This is a genomic window from Microcoleus sp. Pol10D4, from assembly GCF_036701555.1.
Classification (GTDB): Bacteria; Cyanobacteriota; Cyanobacteriia; order Cyanobacteriales; family Microcoleaceae; genus Microcoleus.
In genome coordinates this window covers 1-16,133 of sequence record NZ_JAUBRA010000023.1, presented here as the reverse complement: position 1 = coordinate 16,133, position 16,133 = coordinate 1, and the positions used below count along the sequence as shown (strand labels likewise).

The window sequence follows — 16,133 nt, the reverse complement described above, 5'->3', positions numbered from 1 at the left end:
TCCAACCGTGAAAAAAGGATACGGCAATACCGTCTCCCTACCGCCCTTAAAAGCGTCAAATCCTCCCTCTTCCCCTGCGGCAAAATGAACTCAAAAAAAATTTTTGTGACGGGTGCAAGTGGCTGTATCGGTCACTACATGGCCGAAACTTTGATTCAAGAAACAAACCACGAACTTTACCTATTAGTTCGCAACCCAGAAAAATTAAAATTTGACTGGACAGCCCGCCCCGGCATCCATATATTACAAGGCGATATGCGAGATATCGAGCAACACGCCGAACTTTTGCAAACAATTAATGTCGCAATTTTAGCTGCCACTGCTTGGGGAGGAACTCAAGAAGTGTTTGACGTTAACGTAACGAAAACTCTCCAGCTAATTCAACTACTTTCGCCACAGACTTGCCAACAAGTAATTTATTTTTCAACGGCCAGCATTCTCGGTCGAGACAACAATTTGCTCAAAGAAGCCGGGGCACTGGGAACAGATTATATTAGCTCCAAATACAACTGCATGGTGCATTTGTCAGCTTTGACTAATGTGCCTCCAATTACGGCACTTTACCCGACATTAGTATTGGGAGGAGACGCGGAAAAACCAGTTTCTCACTTGTCCTCTGGCCTGCCACTTGTCGCTAAATGGATTGGTTTGATTCGCTGGTTTAAGGCAGATGGCAGTTTTCACTTCATCCACGGCGCAGATATTGCGACAGTAGTTAATTATTTAGTTGAGCATCCGCCGGCTTCCGAGGAACCGCGACATTTTGTGCTAGGAAATCCGGCGATTACAGCTAACGAAGTGGTAGAACAAGCTTGCCAGTATTTGAATAAAAAAATATTTTTTCGGGTGACTCTTTCAGCTTGGCTAGCCAATTTCTTTATTTGGCTGTTCCGAATTCAGGTGGCTGCTTGGGATAGATTTTGCATCAGCTACCGCCATTTTACTTATCAAAATCTTGTGAATCCCGAAAGCATAGGAATGCCGAGTTACTGCGGCACAGTTGCCGATATGTTAAGAACTAGCGGGATTCCCGGCAAAGATTCAAATTAGGGAAGAAGGAAGTTCGGCAGCGGATTTTGTAACGGATTTAACGGAGGTAACGGATTTAAGGGATAAATGTTGAGGAAAAAGGAAGAGGAAATGTACATCAAACTACTAATGTAGGCCGCACCATAAGCACTTTACCAGATATATGTAGGGTGCGCCGCGGCGCATTTTACAAATAAAGTAAGTTTTTCAAATTCTTTTTTGCCTTAGTCCCATGCTTTTTAAATGCGATTATCGTCAATTAAGGGTCAAATACGATAAGATATCAGCATTTGCACACTTTAACAGGGAACTGCAAGCTAAAAATTGCGCTCAATTTGTTGGTTTTAGGGGGTGTCACCCCTCGCCAGATATTCGATCGAGTGCAAGATCGTAATTTTAGCCTTAACATGAAGTCTTGAGAGTCGATCAAACTTTCAAACACGCCAGCCCGATCGCAAGTTGTTTACTGATGTGAGGTTTAACATATAATGCGAGTTCTTCTAGTTTACCCGCTGTTTCCGAAAACATTTTGGTCTTACGAGAAAATCCTAGAATTAGTTGATCGTAAAGTGCTGCTGCCACCGCTGGGTTTGGTAACAGTAGCAGCTATTTTACCCCAAGAGTGGGAATTTAAGTTAGTCGATCGCAATATCAGACAAATCACCGAAGCAGAATGGGAATGGGCAGAGCTCGTTATTCTGTCCGCAATGATTGTCCAAAAAGAAGATTTGCTAGACATAATTCGCGAAGCAAAACGGCGCGGTAAATCCGTAGCTTGCGGTGGCCCCTACCCGACTTCCGTACCAGAAGAACCTCAAGCAGCAGGCATAGATTACCTGATTCTCGACGAAGGCGAAATCACCTTGCCGATGTTTGTCGAAGCAATAGGGCGCGGCGAAAAAAGCGGAATTTATCGATCGGACGGCGTAAAACCCGATGTTACCACAACCCCGGTTCCCCGCTTCGATTTGCTGGAATTAGACGCCTACGACTCGATGTCAATTCAATTTTCCCGAGGCTGTCCCTTCCAGTGCGAATTCTGCGATATCATCGTCCTCTACGGCCGCAAACCCCGCACGAAAGAACCACAACAATTGATCGCAGAACTAGACTGTCTCTACAACTTAGGCTGGCGGCGCGGCGTGTTCATGGTAGACGACAACTTTATCGGCAATAAACGCAGCGTCAAACTGTTGCTAAAAGACTTAAAAGTCTGGCAAGAAGAACACAAATTCCCGTTTACTTTCAACACAGAAGCATCCATCGATTTAGCCCAAGACCAAGAATTGATGGATATGATGGTAGCGTGCAATTTTAATGCAGTGTTTCTAGGGATTGAAACTCCCGATGAAGAAAGCCTGCAAATGACGAAAAAATTCCAAAATACCCGCAATTCCCTGATCGAATCCGTAGAGTTAATTGCTAAATCAGGTTTGCGAGTAATGGCCGGATTTATCATCGGATTTGACGGCGAAAAACCCGGTGCCGGTCAGCGGATTGTCCAGTTTGCCGAAGCAGCAGCAATTCCGAGCACAACCTTTGGAATGTTGCAAGCTTTGCCGCACACGGCATTGTCCCACAGACTAGCAAAAGAAGGGCGGTTGCGCGACAAATCTGGCAACCTCAATCAGACTACTTTAATGAACTTTATCCCGACGCGGCCTCTCGAAGATATTGCCCGCGAATATGTCGAAGCATTTTGCGAAGTGTACGATGCTGAGAAATATTTAGACCGGACTTATCGCCATTTCTTAATGTTGGGTGCACCTACAGCAAATATACCTGCAAGAATTCCCAGTTGGATAGACTTGCGAGCACTGCTAACTGTGGTTTGGCGGCAGGGAGTCAAGCGCAAAACTCGCTGGAAGTTTTGGCATCATTTGTTTAGCATTTTCAAGCGCAATCCTGCGGTTTGGGATCATTATTTAACAGTGTGTGCTCACAACGAGCATTTTCTGGAATACCGCCAGATTGTACGGGATGAAATTGAAGCTCAATTGGCTGACTTTTTGGCTAATGAGTCTCAAACCGTCTATCAAGAACCTGTTCCTGTTGAGGAAAAGCAAGTGCAAGCGGTTTAGGGTTCGAGAATTCTACCTAATAGCCAGATACCCGACTTCTTAAACAAGTCGGGTATCTAAATTGCTTGAACAAAAATATCCTCTGGGTGATTGAAGAGATTTACCCCACACTCAACAATTCATCAAACTTGTTCTTTAGGTCAGGCGATGCGATTAGTGGTCTATAAGTTTCACCTTCATAGGGCTTCCAAACATATCCAAGACTGAAGGCTCGAAAAACCGAAGATGATCCAGTGGCTTGCCAAACAGCTTCAGCTAAAACCAAGCCTGGAAAAACCAACGCAGACTCTTCGATCAATTCGCTGTAGGTTCTAAATTCATCTACTTCCACACCAACTAAAGCATACCGAAACGGTGGAGCAAACCGCAAACTCTGATACATAAAAATACCTATTTCTGTCATTAAATAAGCACTTTCGGGAGTATCAATCCCAATTTCACTAATGCCACTTGGACAAACTCTACACCACCAATTTTCTTCTATATCCTGAAAAGTTTCTGCCCGACATTGGGAATGTCTACCGTTTGAAATCACCCAGGAAATTTCATTGAAATATTGAGCAAATTGCTGTGCTTCAGATTGCTTTGTGCCACATTCAGCCGATAAGCTAAACACCCATGCCATTGCTGTTCTCCCGTTGACTAAATTAAACTATCAAACTTTCTCCCATTCGTTCTGTGTCTGGGCCAGGGCTGCTTCATATTTCTCTAAAAGCATTGTAGCGCTTGGCAAAATACTCACATGAGTTGGACTATCTTGCACAGCTTCAATATCTCCGAGGATCTTGCTGTCGTCAATCTGCCAAAGAGGATCTTTTCCTGTTCCGCCAAATTTTGGGGGTTTGCGGAATGGTGGTAAGCCTTCGATAGAGAGGGATACAGACATTCCTTTTGTGTTTCTAATAACTACAGTGACAGACTCCTCTGAAGATTTGCGTTCTGTTTCTGGTAGTAAATAACCTTGTTCATCCAACCAGTCTTTGGGCACTTGCTCAACATCAATGTCAATACTGGGTCTGACTCCCAGTAGCCTCGCGTTGCGTCCCATTTTGGGTTTACCGTTTTCTTCTGCCATGCCTCGATAATAGAGTCTTGCCATTAGCCTTTTATCAGCCCAACACGATCGCCATACCAATCATAAGATAGTTGCTGCAACAGAAAGGCATCAGTATTTCAAAGGGATTCCATGTTACATATATTCCTTTAAATCTTCCAGCGGTAGATCGAAATCATCAGACATAACGATCTGACCGGCCCAACTACCATAACCATGAGGTTGTCCAAGTTGTTCTTGAGATGATTCAGTTTTTGCGTGTTTTTCAAGTAAATATTTTGCATAATGCAATATCTCTTGTTTGAGAGATTCTGGCATCTTGACAACAGTTTGAAAAATCTCTATATCGATAGTCATGATTTATGTGAAATTTTTACTATGTCATATTAACCAATTATACGGTAATTGCAGTTAAAGGGTCTTTAGAATGGTTATCTCGTTTAATCTCGTTTCCAAGCAGAGCCTGGAAATGTCATATCCTGTGGCTCTACCGCCTCTTGAGAGCAGGCGAGATATCCTCCCGATCGGCCTTCCCAGTGTCTGACTGAAAAAGTGAAATACTACTATTGGCGGCAGCAGTTATTTCGGCAGGTAGAGGCGCGATCGCCCCCAAATATGAAAATCTAATTAGAAGCTCAAAAATATCAAAATATCGATCGCCCTCAACCCGCCATGTTAGGAACAAATCAACTCAGAACAGCCGCTCTCTTAGGACTTCTAAGCGGCCTTCTCGTTTTAGGAAGTTATTATTTAATCGGCAACGAGCAAGGACTTTACATCGGTTTAGCGCTAGCCGCCTTCTCAAGTTTTAGCTCTTGGTACTATTCCGACACGGCTGCGTTAATGGCTTACCGCGCTCAGCCGATCGCCCGCAGCGAAGCACCAGAAATCTACGATATGGTAGCATCGCTGAGCGAAAAAGCCCAAATTCCGGTGCCGAAAATATTTCTAGTTCCCACTCAATCTCCCAACGCATTCGCCACAGGAAGAGACCCGGAACACGCGACAATAGCAGTTACTGAAGGCATCATCAAGCTGCTTTCCCGCGAAGAATTGGAAGGCGTTATAGCGCACGAACTCACCCACATCCGCAACCGCGACACCCTCACTCAAGCAGTTGCAGGAACAATTGCCGGTGCAATTACATTTGTGGGGCGAATTCTGACTTTTGGAGCACTTTACGGCCCGGTAACGCGGGATAGCAGACAAGGCGCGAATCCGTTTGGTTTGCTATTTTTAATCATTTTAGCACCGCTATCAGCAACCGTAATTCAATTGGCGATTTCTAGGACGAGGGAATTTGCAGCCGACAGCGGTGCGGTGGAAATTACCAATAACCCGATCGGTTTAGCAAACGCGCTGCAGAAATTGGAGAAAATGGGTCATGAAATTCCGATGCACGGCAATCCTTCTATGTCGCCGCTGCTGATTGTGAATCCTTTTTCGACTAAAGGTTTGCAGTCACTTTTCCGCACTCACCCGCCGACAGAGGAGCGGATTCAACGCCTTTTGGAAATCGCGCAGCAGCAGCAGCAAGGTTCTCCAGTTATGGCTTACGTGCCCGGAATTTAATCGTCGAAAATGCAGCAACAATATTTAGAAACCCGGTGTTTTGAAGCAGCCGGGTTTCTGTTTGTTTATAATGCTCGCTGTGGTACGAGGGAAAAACGAATAAGAAGAAATTTGAGTATCAGGGAGAGTACCCTGTGATTGCTCTCCCTTCATACGATTACTGGCGATCGCACAAACGCGGGTTTGTCTGTTTGCCCTTGTCTGTTTCAGTCGGCTCATCTTTCTGCAACGCTGTCAGGATTTGAAAGCACAGCTTGAGCAGAAACAGTAACCCGCCTGCTGTTGGATCGCACAAAGTTGCAAAGCCAACCACCGCAAACTCGATTACTTGGAGCCATTTCTTTTTGTTAAATTTAGACATTAGCCTTAGCTTTTTTGAATGATTAACTCCATTGGAACAACTAGATTTCAGAGTTAGTTAAGCTGACTTAGCTGACTTAGCTGACTTAGGCTGATTTAGCCTGACATAGGGAAAAAAAGTAGCTATACTAGGCCTGTAGCCTTCACTGACTCACGTGCAATGCTCTTTTCTAAGGAATTTTTGACAGAAATCGCTAACGAAAAAACTCTCACCGATAAGCAGAGAGATGTTTTTGTGTTGCTATTTGGTGAAGATAAAAATAAAGTCCAAATCGCGAATAAGCTTGGGACAACTGAAACGGTTATTAGTACCCGACTAACTGAGATATACAAAAAGTTTGGAATTAATGATCCAGGCCCTGTTAAGGAAAGGCAGTTACGGCGTTATGTGGAGAATTGGCAGAAACGTCAACCACCGAGTTCACTCTCAGATCAGCCTGCCGAGAGCAAGAAAAATGACATTGATGCGTTAGTTCAGCAGGTACGATCGCGCCTCCATGATGATATCCAACGCTTACATGGCACGATGCCACTTTGGGGTGTCGATGGTTGGGTGCGGTTGGGTGATTTGTTTGTGGATGTCAATATTCTGGAGAAACTGAGCAGTAGTCGTAAGTCGGAATTCCATGATTTGTGCCAAGATTTCAGCAACAATCCCAGCTATCGCAGTTTAGATCGCATTGGCTTGGGCAGGGAACAGGAACGAGTGTCAGGCTTAGAGGTGGTGGCGAAGAATACAAACCTGATGGTGGTGGGCAAACCGGGTTCGGGAAAAACCACGTATTTGCAACGAGTGGTGACGCAGTGCAATGCAGGAAAATTACAAGCGCAGCGGATTCCGGTTTTGATTAGGCTGCGGGATTTTGTGAAGGATGGACGTGAGGTAGCCTATGCCCTAAAGCCTTATTTAGAGAAGTGTTGGCACTTATCAGATGCAGAAAGCCTAATAAAGCAAGGTCGGGTGCTGGTTCTGTTGGATGGCTTAGATGAGGTGACGGGGGAGGATGGAAAGAATATCACCAACGAAATTAAGAAGTTTGCTCGTGACTATCCGCAGGTGCAAGTAATTGTGACGTGTCGAACGCAGAGTCAGGAGTCGCGGTTTGAGCGGTTTGATTATGTGGAAGTTGCGGATTTTAATGAAGGTCAGGTGCGATCGTTTTCAGAACATTGGTTTAAGGCAGTGATAGGGGATGAGTTGGTGGGACTGACGAAGGCACAGGAGTTTCTGGAGCAGCTTTTTAGAGAAGAGAATAAGTCGATTCGGGAGTTGGCGATTACTCCGATTTTGCTGAGTTTGACCTGTGCAGTATTTCATGAGACTGGGAAGTTTTACTCGAAGCGATCGAAGCTTTATGAAGAGGGCTTGGAGTTGCTACTGGAGCAGTGGGACAAGTCGCGGGAGATTGAGCGAGATGAGATTTATCGAGATTTGTCAGTGGAGCGAAAGTTGGAGTTACTGAGTTATCTAGCGGTGAAGAAGTTTGAGCAGACGCAGTATGTGTTGTTTGAGCAGACGGAGATTGAGGAATATATTGCGGAGTTTTTGGGGATTGGGGAGCGAGATAGTCGCGCGGTGTTGAGGGCGATGGAAGCACAGCATGGGTTGTTGATTGAGAGGGCGCAAAAGGTGTGGTCGTTTTCGCACCTTACGTTTCAAGAGTATTTGGTAGCTAAATATGTTGTGGATAATAGAGCCACACAAGAAGAAGTTTTCCAACAGTTAGAAGTTTACATTACAAAATCTCAGGGGCGAGAAGTCTTTTTATTGACATTACAGTTATTAGACAATGCTGATAATTTTTTGCAGGCGATGAAATGCAAGATCGATTCTCTTCTTGCCAAAGATTCACAACTTCAGCAGTTTCTTAACTGGGTCAATGAGAAATCTCAGTCGGTGTCACATCTTTATAAAACTGTGGCTATACGTGCTTTTTACTATGCTATAGCCTATGATTCACCCGGCTACTTCTTTCAGATAAATAGAGATCAAATGACCAGTAATTCTGTCTTTGATCTTGATTTAGCGCTTGTTACCGCTCTTTTCTTTGCTGAAGCGCTTACCTCTAACCAAAACATAATCAATGCTTTCCGAGGTAACTTTGACAAAACCAGAACCCTGGCAATTAAACTTGGATTTACTCCCGGATTTCAAGTTGGAGGAACAAATAGGGATGACCATGAAAATTTGCTAGCCAAGGGTATTAGTGATTCTCTCAATCGCGCTTGCATCCATGCCGCCAATTTTAAACCTCAGCTAGAGAAACCTCTGAAAGAACTTCTAGAAGATTTACATAAATTTGATATAGTTCCCGATCTCCTTAATTTTTTAGAAACCGAGAGTAAAATAGATGCCCGTCGAGAGTGGTGGCGGGATGAAGGAAAAGCATGGACTGATCAGCTTAGAGAATTAATAGTCAAACATCAAAATGTGGGTCATAACTGGGGCTTCAATCCTGAACAAAAAGAATTACTTGAGTGTTACTGCGATGCCAATAAGCTATTAATAGATTGTCTTAATAGCAGTTGTGGGGTGAGTAATGAAGTGAGAGAGGCAATTGAAAATACGTTGCTATTACCGATCGCCGAAATCGAAAAACGCCAACGTGAAAAAACAGATTAGGGCAATTCTGGGACGATCGCCCTGTGCTATCATAGAATACAAAACTTATTGAGTCGAATTAATCGCAAAACGCAGATGATTTGGAATCATCTGCGTTCATCTGCGGTTCAATTAAACCCTATTAAACTCAAGCCGCAACTTTATCTAAAGGCCGCACTTGACCGAGGAATTCGCGAAGTGCATCACCTTCCACCACTTCAGTTTCCAACAGTTTCTGCGTAATTGTTTCCAACAATTCCCGATTGGCTTTCAGAATATCCAAAGCTTGCTGGTGTGCAGTTTCGACAATTTCCTTCACTTCTTGGTCGATCGCCTCCGCAGTTTGAGCACTTACCGCACGGCGGGCATTTCCCATACCGTCATTGAGGAACATTGATTGTTGACCTCGATCGTAAGCAAGAGGCCCCAAAACCTTACTCATCCCGTAAGTTGTCACCATCCGTTCAGCTAAATCAGTCGCCCTTTGCAAGTCATTTGAAGCGCCAGTAGTAATGCTACCAAACACAACTTCCTCAGCCGATCGCCCTCCAAGCAGTGTAGCAATCTGACCGCGCAATTCCGATTCATCCAACAAGAAACGGTCTTCAGTGGGTACTTGCAACGTGTAACCCAATGCAGCCATACCGCGCGGGACGATCGAGATTTTTGACACTTCGCCGCCGCCCGTCATCGCAGCACCCACCATCGCGTGCCCGACTTCGTGGTAAGCCACAATCTTTTTCTCTTTTTCATTGAGCACCCGGCTTTTCTTTTCCAAGCCAGCGACAACGCGCTCAAACGCCTCATAAAAGTCTTCCTGCGCCACAGTTAGTCGCTTGTTACGAGCGGCTAACAAAGCAGCTTCATTGACCAAATTTGCCAAATCTGCGCCCGAAAAACCGGGGGTACGAGTGGCGACGGCCTTCAAGTCAATATCCGGGCCCAACTTCACTTTTTGAGAGTGAATGTTCAAAATTGCTTCGCGGCCGGATAAGTCGGGGCGATCGACTAAAACTTGGCGATCGAAACGGCCAGGGCGCAACAAAGCAGCATCCAAACTTTCCGGGCGGTTAGTTGCAGCCAGCACAATTACCGTAGTATTGCCCGCTGCAAAACCATCCATTTCAGTTAACAGTTGATTCAGAGTTTGTTCGCGTTCATCATTCCCCCCGAAGCTAGCGTTACTGCTACGAGATTTGCCGATCGCGTCCAATTCATCTATGAAAATAATACAAGGAGCCTGTTTCTTAGCCTGCTCAAATAAATCTCTAACTCTTGCAGAACCAACACCTACAAACAGTTCCACAAACTCCGAACCGGAGATGCTAAAAAACGGTACGCCAGCTTCACCAGCTACTGCTTTAGCTAACAGAGTTTTGCCAGTTCCCGGAGGCCCGACTAACAGCACGCCTTTCGGAATTCTCGCGCCAATTGCTGTAAATCTGTCGGGAGTTTTCAGGAATTCAACAACTTCGACTAATTCAGTTTTAGCCTCTTCTACTCCAGCCACATCAGCAAAAGTAATTTTCGCCGATTCGCCTTCTACATAGACCTTAGCTTTGCTTTTGCCCAGCGACAGCGCGCCCTGCGGCCCACCGCCCTGTCTGTTCATGAAAAATTGAAAAATCGCCACAAAAATCAGCGGCGGAACTACCCAGCTTAAAACACTGCCGATCCAGCCATTTTTGGAAGGAGGAGTTGCCGCAAATTCAACGCCTTTTTCTTGTAAAAGTTTAGGTAATTCCAGGTCAAAAATCGGCGTAGTTGACAGCACTTGACCGGGTTTGTCGCCTTCACCTTTGAGTTGGTAGCGAATTTCATTTTGACCTACCGAAGCTCGGACTACATCTTGTTCTTGTACTTGATGGACGAACAAGCTGTAAGGTACTTGCGGAATTTGAGGGCCGAACAAATTCGGTAAAAAAATGTTTGCCAGCAAAAACAAACTTGAGAGCAATAACAAAATATTGCTAATTTGGCGAAAACGAGGTGCTTGGGGCTGGTCTTTAATAGCCATTGATAACTGTCATCCTTTGATTTAAAGCAGTTTTATTCATCTATTTTCTCATCAAATACCCACACACTGTTAAGCGGATTTCCTCACTTTCTCGGGTGGGTTAACCCGCTAGCACGGATTTGCTATTATTAACAATGTTTTTTTAACGAACCGCGAAGACTCTAAGGATATGAAGGAAGAGAAGAAAAGAGCGTTATAGTATGTAGGGTGCGCCGAAGAACACCGAATATTTATGCAGCTTCCGGGTTTAACTGAATCATTTCCCAAGTGGTATAAGTGCCGATCGCACCCCAAATCACGTAAGGCAAAAGTAACAAAGCGGCGGTTTGAGAAATTGGCAAAACAGCCAACGCCAACACAGATCCCACAATCTCGCCAGCCCCTCCCAAAATCGTCCCTACTTTGAGACTTTTGGCTCTGAGAGTAGCAGGAATATAAGCAACTGTTACAATTTCTAAAAGCAAGTACAAAGCCATCAGCAGCCAGGTTTTGAGACTACCGGGTTCCTGTTCCCACACGAAAGTAGCGCTGCCGGCCCCGCAAGCAAAAATCACTGTCCAAATTAACGGAATAGCAGGCTCAAAAAACATCCAATCCGGTCTTTGAAGTTTGACAGCCCAGTTAATATCGCGCAGTTTAAAAAACAGAGTGCCGAAGGCGACTGAGAAAGTCACGCCGCCGATAATCATCCAAGATTCAATCATGGTTTTCAACTTTCCAATTGCTCGATCGCTCATTAAGTCGATCGTGCCAACTTAAAGCCAAACTTAGATCAGCCTTTAGTAATAACTTTTTTGACATACTCCCCGGCAATCAGGCACGGGGATTCTAAGGTCAAACAGCAATTGCAGGCTCTCGCCCGTCTGACATCGCCTAACTTAGCGGTTGATGCCCCAACCGCACAAATATTTTTGGCGGCATTTTCATCCCGCCCATTTAGCAATTGGCAGGACGGACAACGCCATTCTCTCACTGATAAATCTAGGTTTTCCAGAACATGACTGCAATGAAAGCAAGTCTTGCTCGATGGATACCAACGGTTGATAAAAATGATTTGTTTACCTTTCTTCGTCGCCACCCATCCCAGAATTTGCAGGAATTCCCCAAATGCTAAATCTGAAATTTTCCGTCCCCAGAGGCGTTGCATTCCCTTCAGGTTCAACGTCTCAAAGCACAGCACGTCAAACTGATCTGTTAGTTTATGTGCCAGCTTCCAGAACCAGTCAGAGCGCCGATTCACCACATCCTCATGCTGGCGAACAAGATGCTTTCTAGCGCGTTCCCGATTGGCTGAACCTTTCTGTTTATGAGAGTGCTGGCGACTCGCTTTCTGGATGGCATTAAGCGACTGTTTGAGGAATTGAGGCGATTCGATTTTGGCAGCATCAGAGACGGTGAGGAACGTTTTTAAACCAAAGTCAAATCCAGCGATTCTACTCGTCTCGAATTTGCTTTCTGACTCCGAAACGCTATCAACAACCACAACCATAAACAACTCACCTAATGTCGTGCGTTTAATGGTTAAAGTTTTGACTGTTCCCTCAATTTCTCTCGATTTCCAATATTGATACACTTTCTGCCCAATCTTGAGCCGATTGCCACCTAAAAACTTGTATCCAGCCTGTTTTAAGGTGAAAGACTTATATTTCTTTACTTTCTTGAATCCCGGCGCCCTCACTCCTTTTTGATGATGTTTGAAAAACAACTGGTAGGCTTTCTCAATGCGCTGGCAGATATCCTGCACAGCTTGAGATCCAACCAACTGCCAGAACGGATTGCGCTTCCGCAGTTTGGCAATATGAGCCTGAAGTTTGGCGCAGTTCAAATGCTTAGCCCACATCCGGTAGTACCGTTTATGGAGTGCTATACAATGGTTATAAATTAGCCCGGCAGCATTGATGGTTCGCTTGAGGTATTTATTTCGCTTATGATTGTATAGTTTGAACTTCAGAGTCTTCATACTATTATTGTATAGTCAAAATGTTCTGATGGGGGACTCAGAGGAAATAAAATACAATAAAATAAAAAGCCGTCCTAGAAGGACGGGGCTTTAGACCCATTAATTTCGGTAAAGCCCAATGCAATTATTGCTAACCGCCCGACACATTCTTAGCAAACTCATCGCGTCCAGACACCAAATTAGCTGGAACGCCGTTAGGGTAATTTTTCGTGATTAAAGCTTGCAACTTTTGAACTCGGTTTTCAGGGTTGGGGTGAGAACTCAAAAACTCCGGCGGCGCTTCGCCCTTCCTAGCGGCACCGAGGATTTTCATCACCTCAACAATACCTCTAGGATCGTAACCCGCCTCCGTCATAAACCGAAAACCGAGCTGATCGCTCTCAAGTTCATCCGATCTACCGTACCGCAAACCGACAACTTGATTGACAGCTTGAGCAATTAATGCTGCCTGCTGACCACCCCCGCGATCGTCGCTAGTAGCCACCCCAACCGCCGTTACCAAAGACCTGCCGAACTGCTGTTTTGCCAAGTGTTCCGCACCGTGACGCGCCACAACGTGACCGCTTTCATGCCCCAGTATAGCGGCCAACTGAGCCTCGGAATTCAGCCGCCGCAGTAGCCCCGCAGTAATGAAAACTTGTCCCCCCGGTAAAGCAAAAGCATTGACTGTTTGGGCGTCTCGCAGCAGGTGGAATTCAAACGGATAACCCGCTTGTTTCGCGGCCGAACCGTTGACTACTCGTGCTCCTACTCGATCGACATACTGTTGAATACTCTGGTTGGGATAAAGCCCCCCGTGCTGGGCGGCCATTTTATCTCGCGCCTGCAATCCCAAAACTATCTCTTGGCGGGGAGAAAGCTGCACCCGCTGTCTCTCTCCAGTTACCGGATTTTCTACGTCGTTTGTAAAATAGGTGATTGCTCCAAAAAAAGCCATTAATAGCCCGATCGCGGCTCGAAATAAAAATTTATTCACAGGCTTTTACCTAAAAAGTTTCGCGATTAGAATACTATGGTGACTGCTCTCTCGACATCTGTCTGAAGTATCAAGAAAGGAAAGTTGTTAGAGTTTTTTGAGATAATTTGCCAACAAGGCTTTTTTTTAACGAACCGCGAAAGCGCGTTAGCGAAGTGGCGCGTTAGCGCTAGGGCACGAAGGAAGAGAAGAAGAGAAGAAGAGAAGAAGATAATAGAAGAAGGTTATAGTTATTAAATCGGTTAAATCTATTGAATCCATTACACAATCCGTTGCCGAACTTCTTTCGCAATATGTTCCAAGCTACCCGCCGCCGCCTCGCTATTTGGTACACTGCCGTTACTGCTGTATTGTTACTTGTATTCGCCACTGGTTTCTATTTCTACGTCCGCAATACTTTGATCGATCGCATAGATGACACCCTCAATCATGTTGTCGAAGTAATAGAGCGAACTCTCGTTATCGAACAACCGCTAACTTTGCCTACTACCAAAGATAAAAATAAATTGCAAGTTAATATTCAAGCCAGTTTTCGAGATAGCACCGATGCAGTAGAAGATGACCACATTGATTTAGAATGGTTCAGTCCTACGGGCGAATTGCTGTGGTCTACATTATCGGAACCGCTGAATATTCCCATTCACGCTAACCGCACCGGCGAAACAGTTTGGATAATTAATAATAAGTTGCAGTCCGATCAAAACTATTCCCTCAGACAAGTAACGCAGCGAGTAGAAACCGGCCGCCAAGTTCTGGGATATTTGCGAGTCAGCCATCCTTGGTTTGAAGTGACAAAACCCATCCGCCAATTAATTCTCGATTTGATTTTGGGCGCGAGTTTAACTCTAATTTGCGTTGCAGCTATTGGCTGGCTGCTGTCGGGATTGGCGATGGCACCGATACGGGAGTCTTACGGGCGTCTCAAACAGTTTACCGCTGATGCTTCTCACGAACTCAGAAATCCGATCGCCACTATTCAAACTAACGTCCAAGTAGCTTTGGCGGAACCGGATATCGAACCGCAACAACACCAACAGCTACAAGTTATCGAACGCCTCACCCGCCGTTTGGGGCGCTTGGTTGACGATTTGCTGTTTTTAGCAAGACAAGACAGCGGTATCGTGCAGCAGCAGTGGATTGAGGTTCCTCTCGATGCTTTGCTGATGGAGGTAATTGAAGAACAACAGGCGATCGCCACAACCCAAAATCTCTCTCTTTCTTTAGAAATTGTCGATCTGCCCAACGCTGAGGACAACTTTACACTGTTGGGCGACTGGGATCAACTAGCCCGACTGTTTACTAATATCGTCAGCAACGCCGTGCAGTACACGCCCTCTGGCGGCGAAATTGAAGTAGAATTGCAACTTGCAGCTAAAAACAAAAGAAATTCGCCGATGTTAAATCCAGCGCTGCAAATCAAAGTAACAGACACCGGCATCGGAATTTCCGCAGAAGCCCTGCCGCATTTGTTCGATCGATTCTACCGCGCAGATCCCGCCCGCACCCATCGCAGCGCCGCTGGTTCCGGTTTAGGATTAGCTATCGCCAAAGCAATTGTCGAAAATCACCGCGGCCAAATCCGCATTGACAGCCAAGTCGATCGAGGTACCGCCGTTACCGTCACCCTCCCCGCCCACAAATCAGAAGCATCCCACCTCTAAAACTTCCCCTCCTCCTCTGCGCCCTCTGCGCCCTCTGCGGTTAAAAAAAAATCTCCCCCTCAAGCCTGATTCTTCTTACCTATGGCCCCAAGCAAGCTATTAAAATTCAATTCCCGCATAGATTAACATGAACTTTGTTGGACAACCTCGATCGAACTTGTGAGGAGTTATTTATGTTTCGCCACAATCTACCGTTAAAAAAAATCAGCTTCCTAGCAGCCACCTGCGGAGGTTTACTCGTTAGTCTCGCAACACTTTCCCAGGCCGGCGGCCCACCGCCCCAACAAGGAAAACCCGTTTCCCAACCCGCAGAGACTCCCGCAGCCACTGAAGAACCCGTCAGCGAACCAACTCCGGCTGCGAGTCCGGACCTCAGGGGGATTCCCTCTACACCAACAGACGCGCCTGCCCGCTTCCCGATGCCCAGTGCGCGAGTTACGCCTAGCGAAGGCATGATAGTAATTAAACTGGTGAATACCACCAATGCTGTCATCAATTATCAAATCGTAGGCGTCACCCAGCCGCGCACTCTGGGGGAACAATCGGAAATTGTGCTTAAAAGCATCCCAGTGCCAATCACCCTCACTTACCAGCGCCCAGACGGCGGATTGCTGCTGGTTCGCCCCCAAGCAACCGCGATGCCGGGAATGTTGCAAGTCAGTTTCGGCGCGACAACTGAGTTGGAAGCTGATACAAAATCGCTGCAAATTCAGGAAGATGGCAAGGTAATTTTGAATTAGTTTAACTGTTGACTGTTGACTGTTGACTGTTGACTGTTGACTGTTGACTGTTGACTGTTGACTGTTGACTGTTGACTGTTG

Annotated in this window: 14 protein-coding genes; 6 read left to right on the top strand and 8 right to left on the bottom strand. The window is 45.7% G+C overall.

Translation table 11 applies throughout. The features are described from left to right. Positions 1 to 84: 84 nt before the first annotated feature. Positions 85 to 1,050 (top strand): NAD(P)-dependent oxidoreductase, encoded by a 966-nt coding sequence (locus QUA36_RS13835; protein ID WP_333455658.1) that lies wholly within the window; start codon positions 85 to 87, stop codon positions 1,048 to 1,050. A gap of 467 nt (positions 1,051 to 1,517) precedes the next feature. Then, positions 1,518 to 3,110: a B12-binding domain-containing radical SAM protein gene (locus QUA36_RS13830; RefSeq protein ID WP_333458048.1), complete on the top strand. Its 1,593-nt coding sequence runs from the start codon at positions 1,518 to 1,520 to the stop codon at positions 3,108 to 3,110. A gap of 100 nt (positions 3,111 to 3,210) precedes the next feature. On the opposite strand, the gene QUA36_RS13825 is transcribed toward QUA36_RS13830, so the two are convergent. The 3 genes from QUA36_RS13825 to vapB form a co-directional block, all read right to left on the bottom strand. Beyond that, entirely contained in the window at positions 3,211 to 3,735 is a 525-nt protein-coding gene (locus QUA36_RS13825) for a hypothetical protein (protein WP_333167284.1), read from the bottom strand. Positions 3,736 to 3,765: 30 nt separating this feature from the next. Beyond that, positions 3,766 to 4,209 (bottom strand): Tse2 family ADP-ribosyltransferase toxin, encoded by a 444-nt coding sequence (locus QUA36_RS13820; RefSeq protein ID WP_333167286.1) that lies wholly within the window; start codon positions 4,207 to 4,209, stop codon positions 3,766 to 3,768. A gap of 90 nt (positions 4,210 to 4,299) precedes the next feature. Continuing rightward, positions 4,300 to 4,521, bottom strand: a complete 222-nt coding sequence (gene vapB, locus QUA36_RS13815; RefSeq protein WP_333167288.1) for a type II toxin-antitoxin system VapB family antitoxin — start codon at positions 4,519 to 4,521, stop codon at positions 4,300 to 4,302. A gap of 315 nt (positions 4,522 to 4,836) precedes the next feature. Between vapB and QUA36_RS13810 the strand changes: the two genes are divergently transcribed. Continuing rightward, positions 4,837 to 5,736 (top strand): M48 family metalloprotease, encoded by a 900-nt coding sequence (locus QUA36_RS13810; protein ID WP_333458046.1) that lies wholly within the window; start codon positions 4,837 to 4,839, stop codon positions 5,734 to 5,736. Between the two features lie 157 nt (positions 5,737 to 5,893). On the opposite strand, the gene QUA36_RS13805 is transcribed toward QUA36_RS13810, so the two are convergent. Beyond that, on the bottom strand, positions 5,894 to 6,097 hold the full coding sequence (locus QUA36_RS13805) for a hypothetical protein (RefSeq protein WP_333458044.1): 204 nt from the start codon (positions 6,095 to 6,097) through the stop codon (positions 5,894 to 5,896). A gap of 159 nt (positions 6,098 to 6,256) precedes the next feature. Between QUA36_RS13805 and QUA36_RS13800 the strand changes: the two genes are divergently transcribed. Further along, the gene (locus QUA36_RS13800) at positions 6,257 to 8,719 is read left to right on the top strand and encodes an NACHT C-terminal helical domain 2-containing protein (protein WP_333458042.1); all 2,463 of its coding nucleotides are present in this window, start codon (positions 6,257 to 6,259) and stop codon (positions 8,717 to 8,719) included. Positions 8,720 to 8,846: 127 nt separating this feature from the next. Here the strand turns inward: QUA36_RS13800 and ftsH4 are convergent, their stop codons facing one another. The 4 genes from ftsH4 to QUA36_RS13780 all read right to left on the bottom strand — a co-directional run bounded on the left by ftsH4 (position 8,847) and on the right by QUA36_RS13780 (position 13,651). Continuing rightward, positions 8,847 to 10,715: an ATP-dependent zinc metalloprotease FtsH4 gene (gene ftsH4, locus QUA36_RS13795; RefSeq protein WP_333458040.1), complete on the bottom strand. Its 1,869-nt coding sequence runs from the start codon at positions 10,713 to 10,715 to the stop codon at positions 8,847 to 8,849. Positions 10,716 to 10,945: 230 nt separating this feature from the next. Next, positions 10,946 to 11,419, bottom strand: coding sequence for a tryptophan-rich sensory protein (locus QUA36_RS13790; RefSeq protein ID WP_333451115.1), 474 nt, complete (start codon positions 11,417 to 11,419; stop codon positions 10,946 to 10,948). A 68-nt stretch (positions 11,420 to 11,487) separates the two neighbouring features. Continuing rightward, positions 11,488 to 12,675: a transposase gene (locus tag QUA36_RS13785; RefSeq protein WP_333451113.1), complete on the bottom strand. Its 1,188-nt coding sequence runs from the start codon at positions 12,673 to 12,675 to the stop codon at positions 11,488 to 11,490. Positions 12,676 to 12,805: 130 nt separating this feature from the next. Beyond that, positions 12,806 to 13,651 (bottom strand): M48 family metalloprotease, encoded by an 846-nt coding sequence (locus tag QUA36_RS13780; RefSeq protein WP_333458038.1) that lies wholly within the window; start codon positions 13,649 to 13,651, stop codon positions 12,806 to 12,808. A gap of 293 nt (positions 13,652 to 13,944) precedes the next feature. On the opposite strand from QUA36_RS13780, the gene QUA36_RS13775 reads away from it, so the two are divergent. Next, positions 13,945 to 15,312 carry an ATP-binding protein gene (locus QUA36_RS13775; RefSeq protein ID WP_333458128.1) on the top strand — a complete coding sequence of 456 codons (1,368 nt, stop codon included), beginning with the start codon at positions 13,945 to 13,947 and terminating at the stop codon, positions 15,310 to 15,312. Positions 15,313 to 15,485: 173 nt separating this feature from the next. After that, on the top strand, positions 15,486 to 16,052 hold the full coding sequence (locus QUA36_RS13770) for a hypothetical protein (protein ID WP_333458036.1): 567 nt from the start codon (positions 15,486 to 15,488) through the stop codon (positions 16,050 to 16,052). The last annotated feature ends 81 nt before the right edge of the window (positions 16,053 to 16,133 follow it).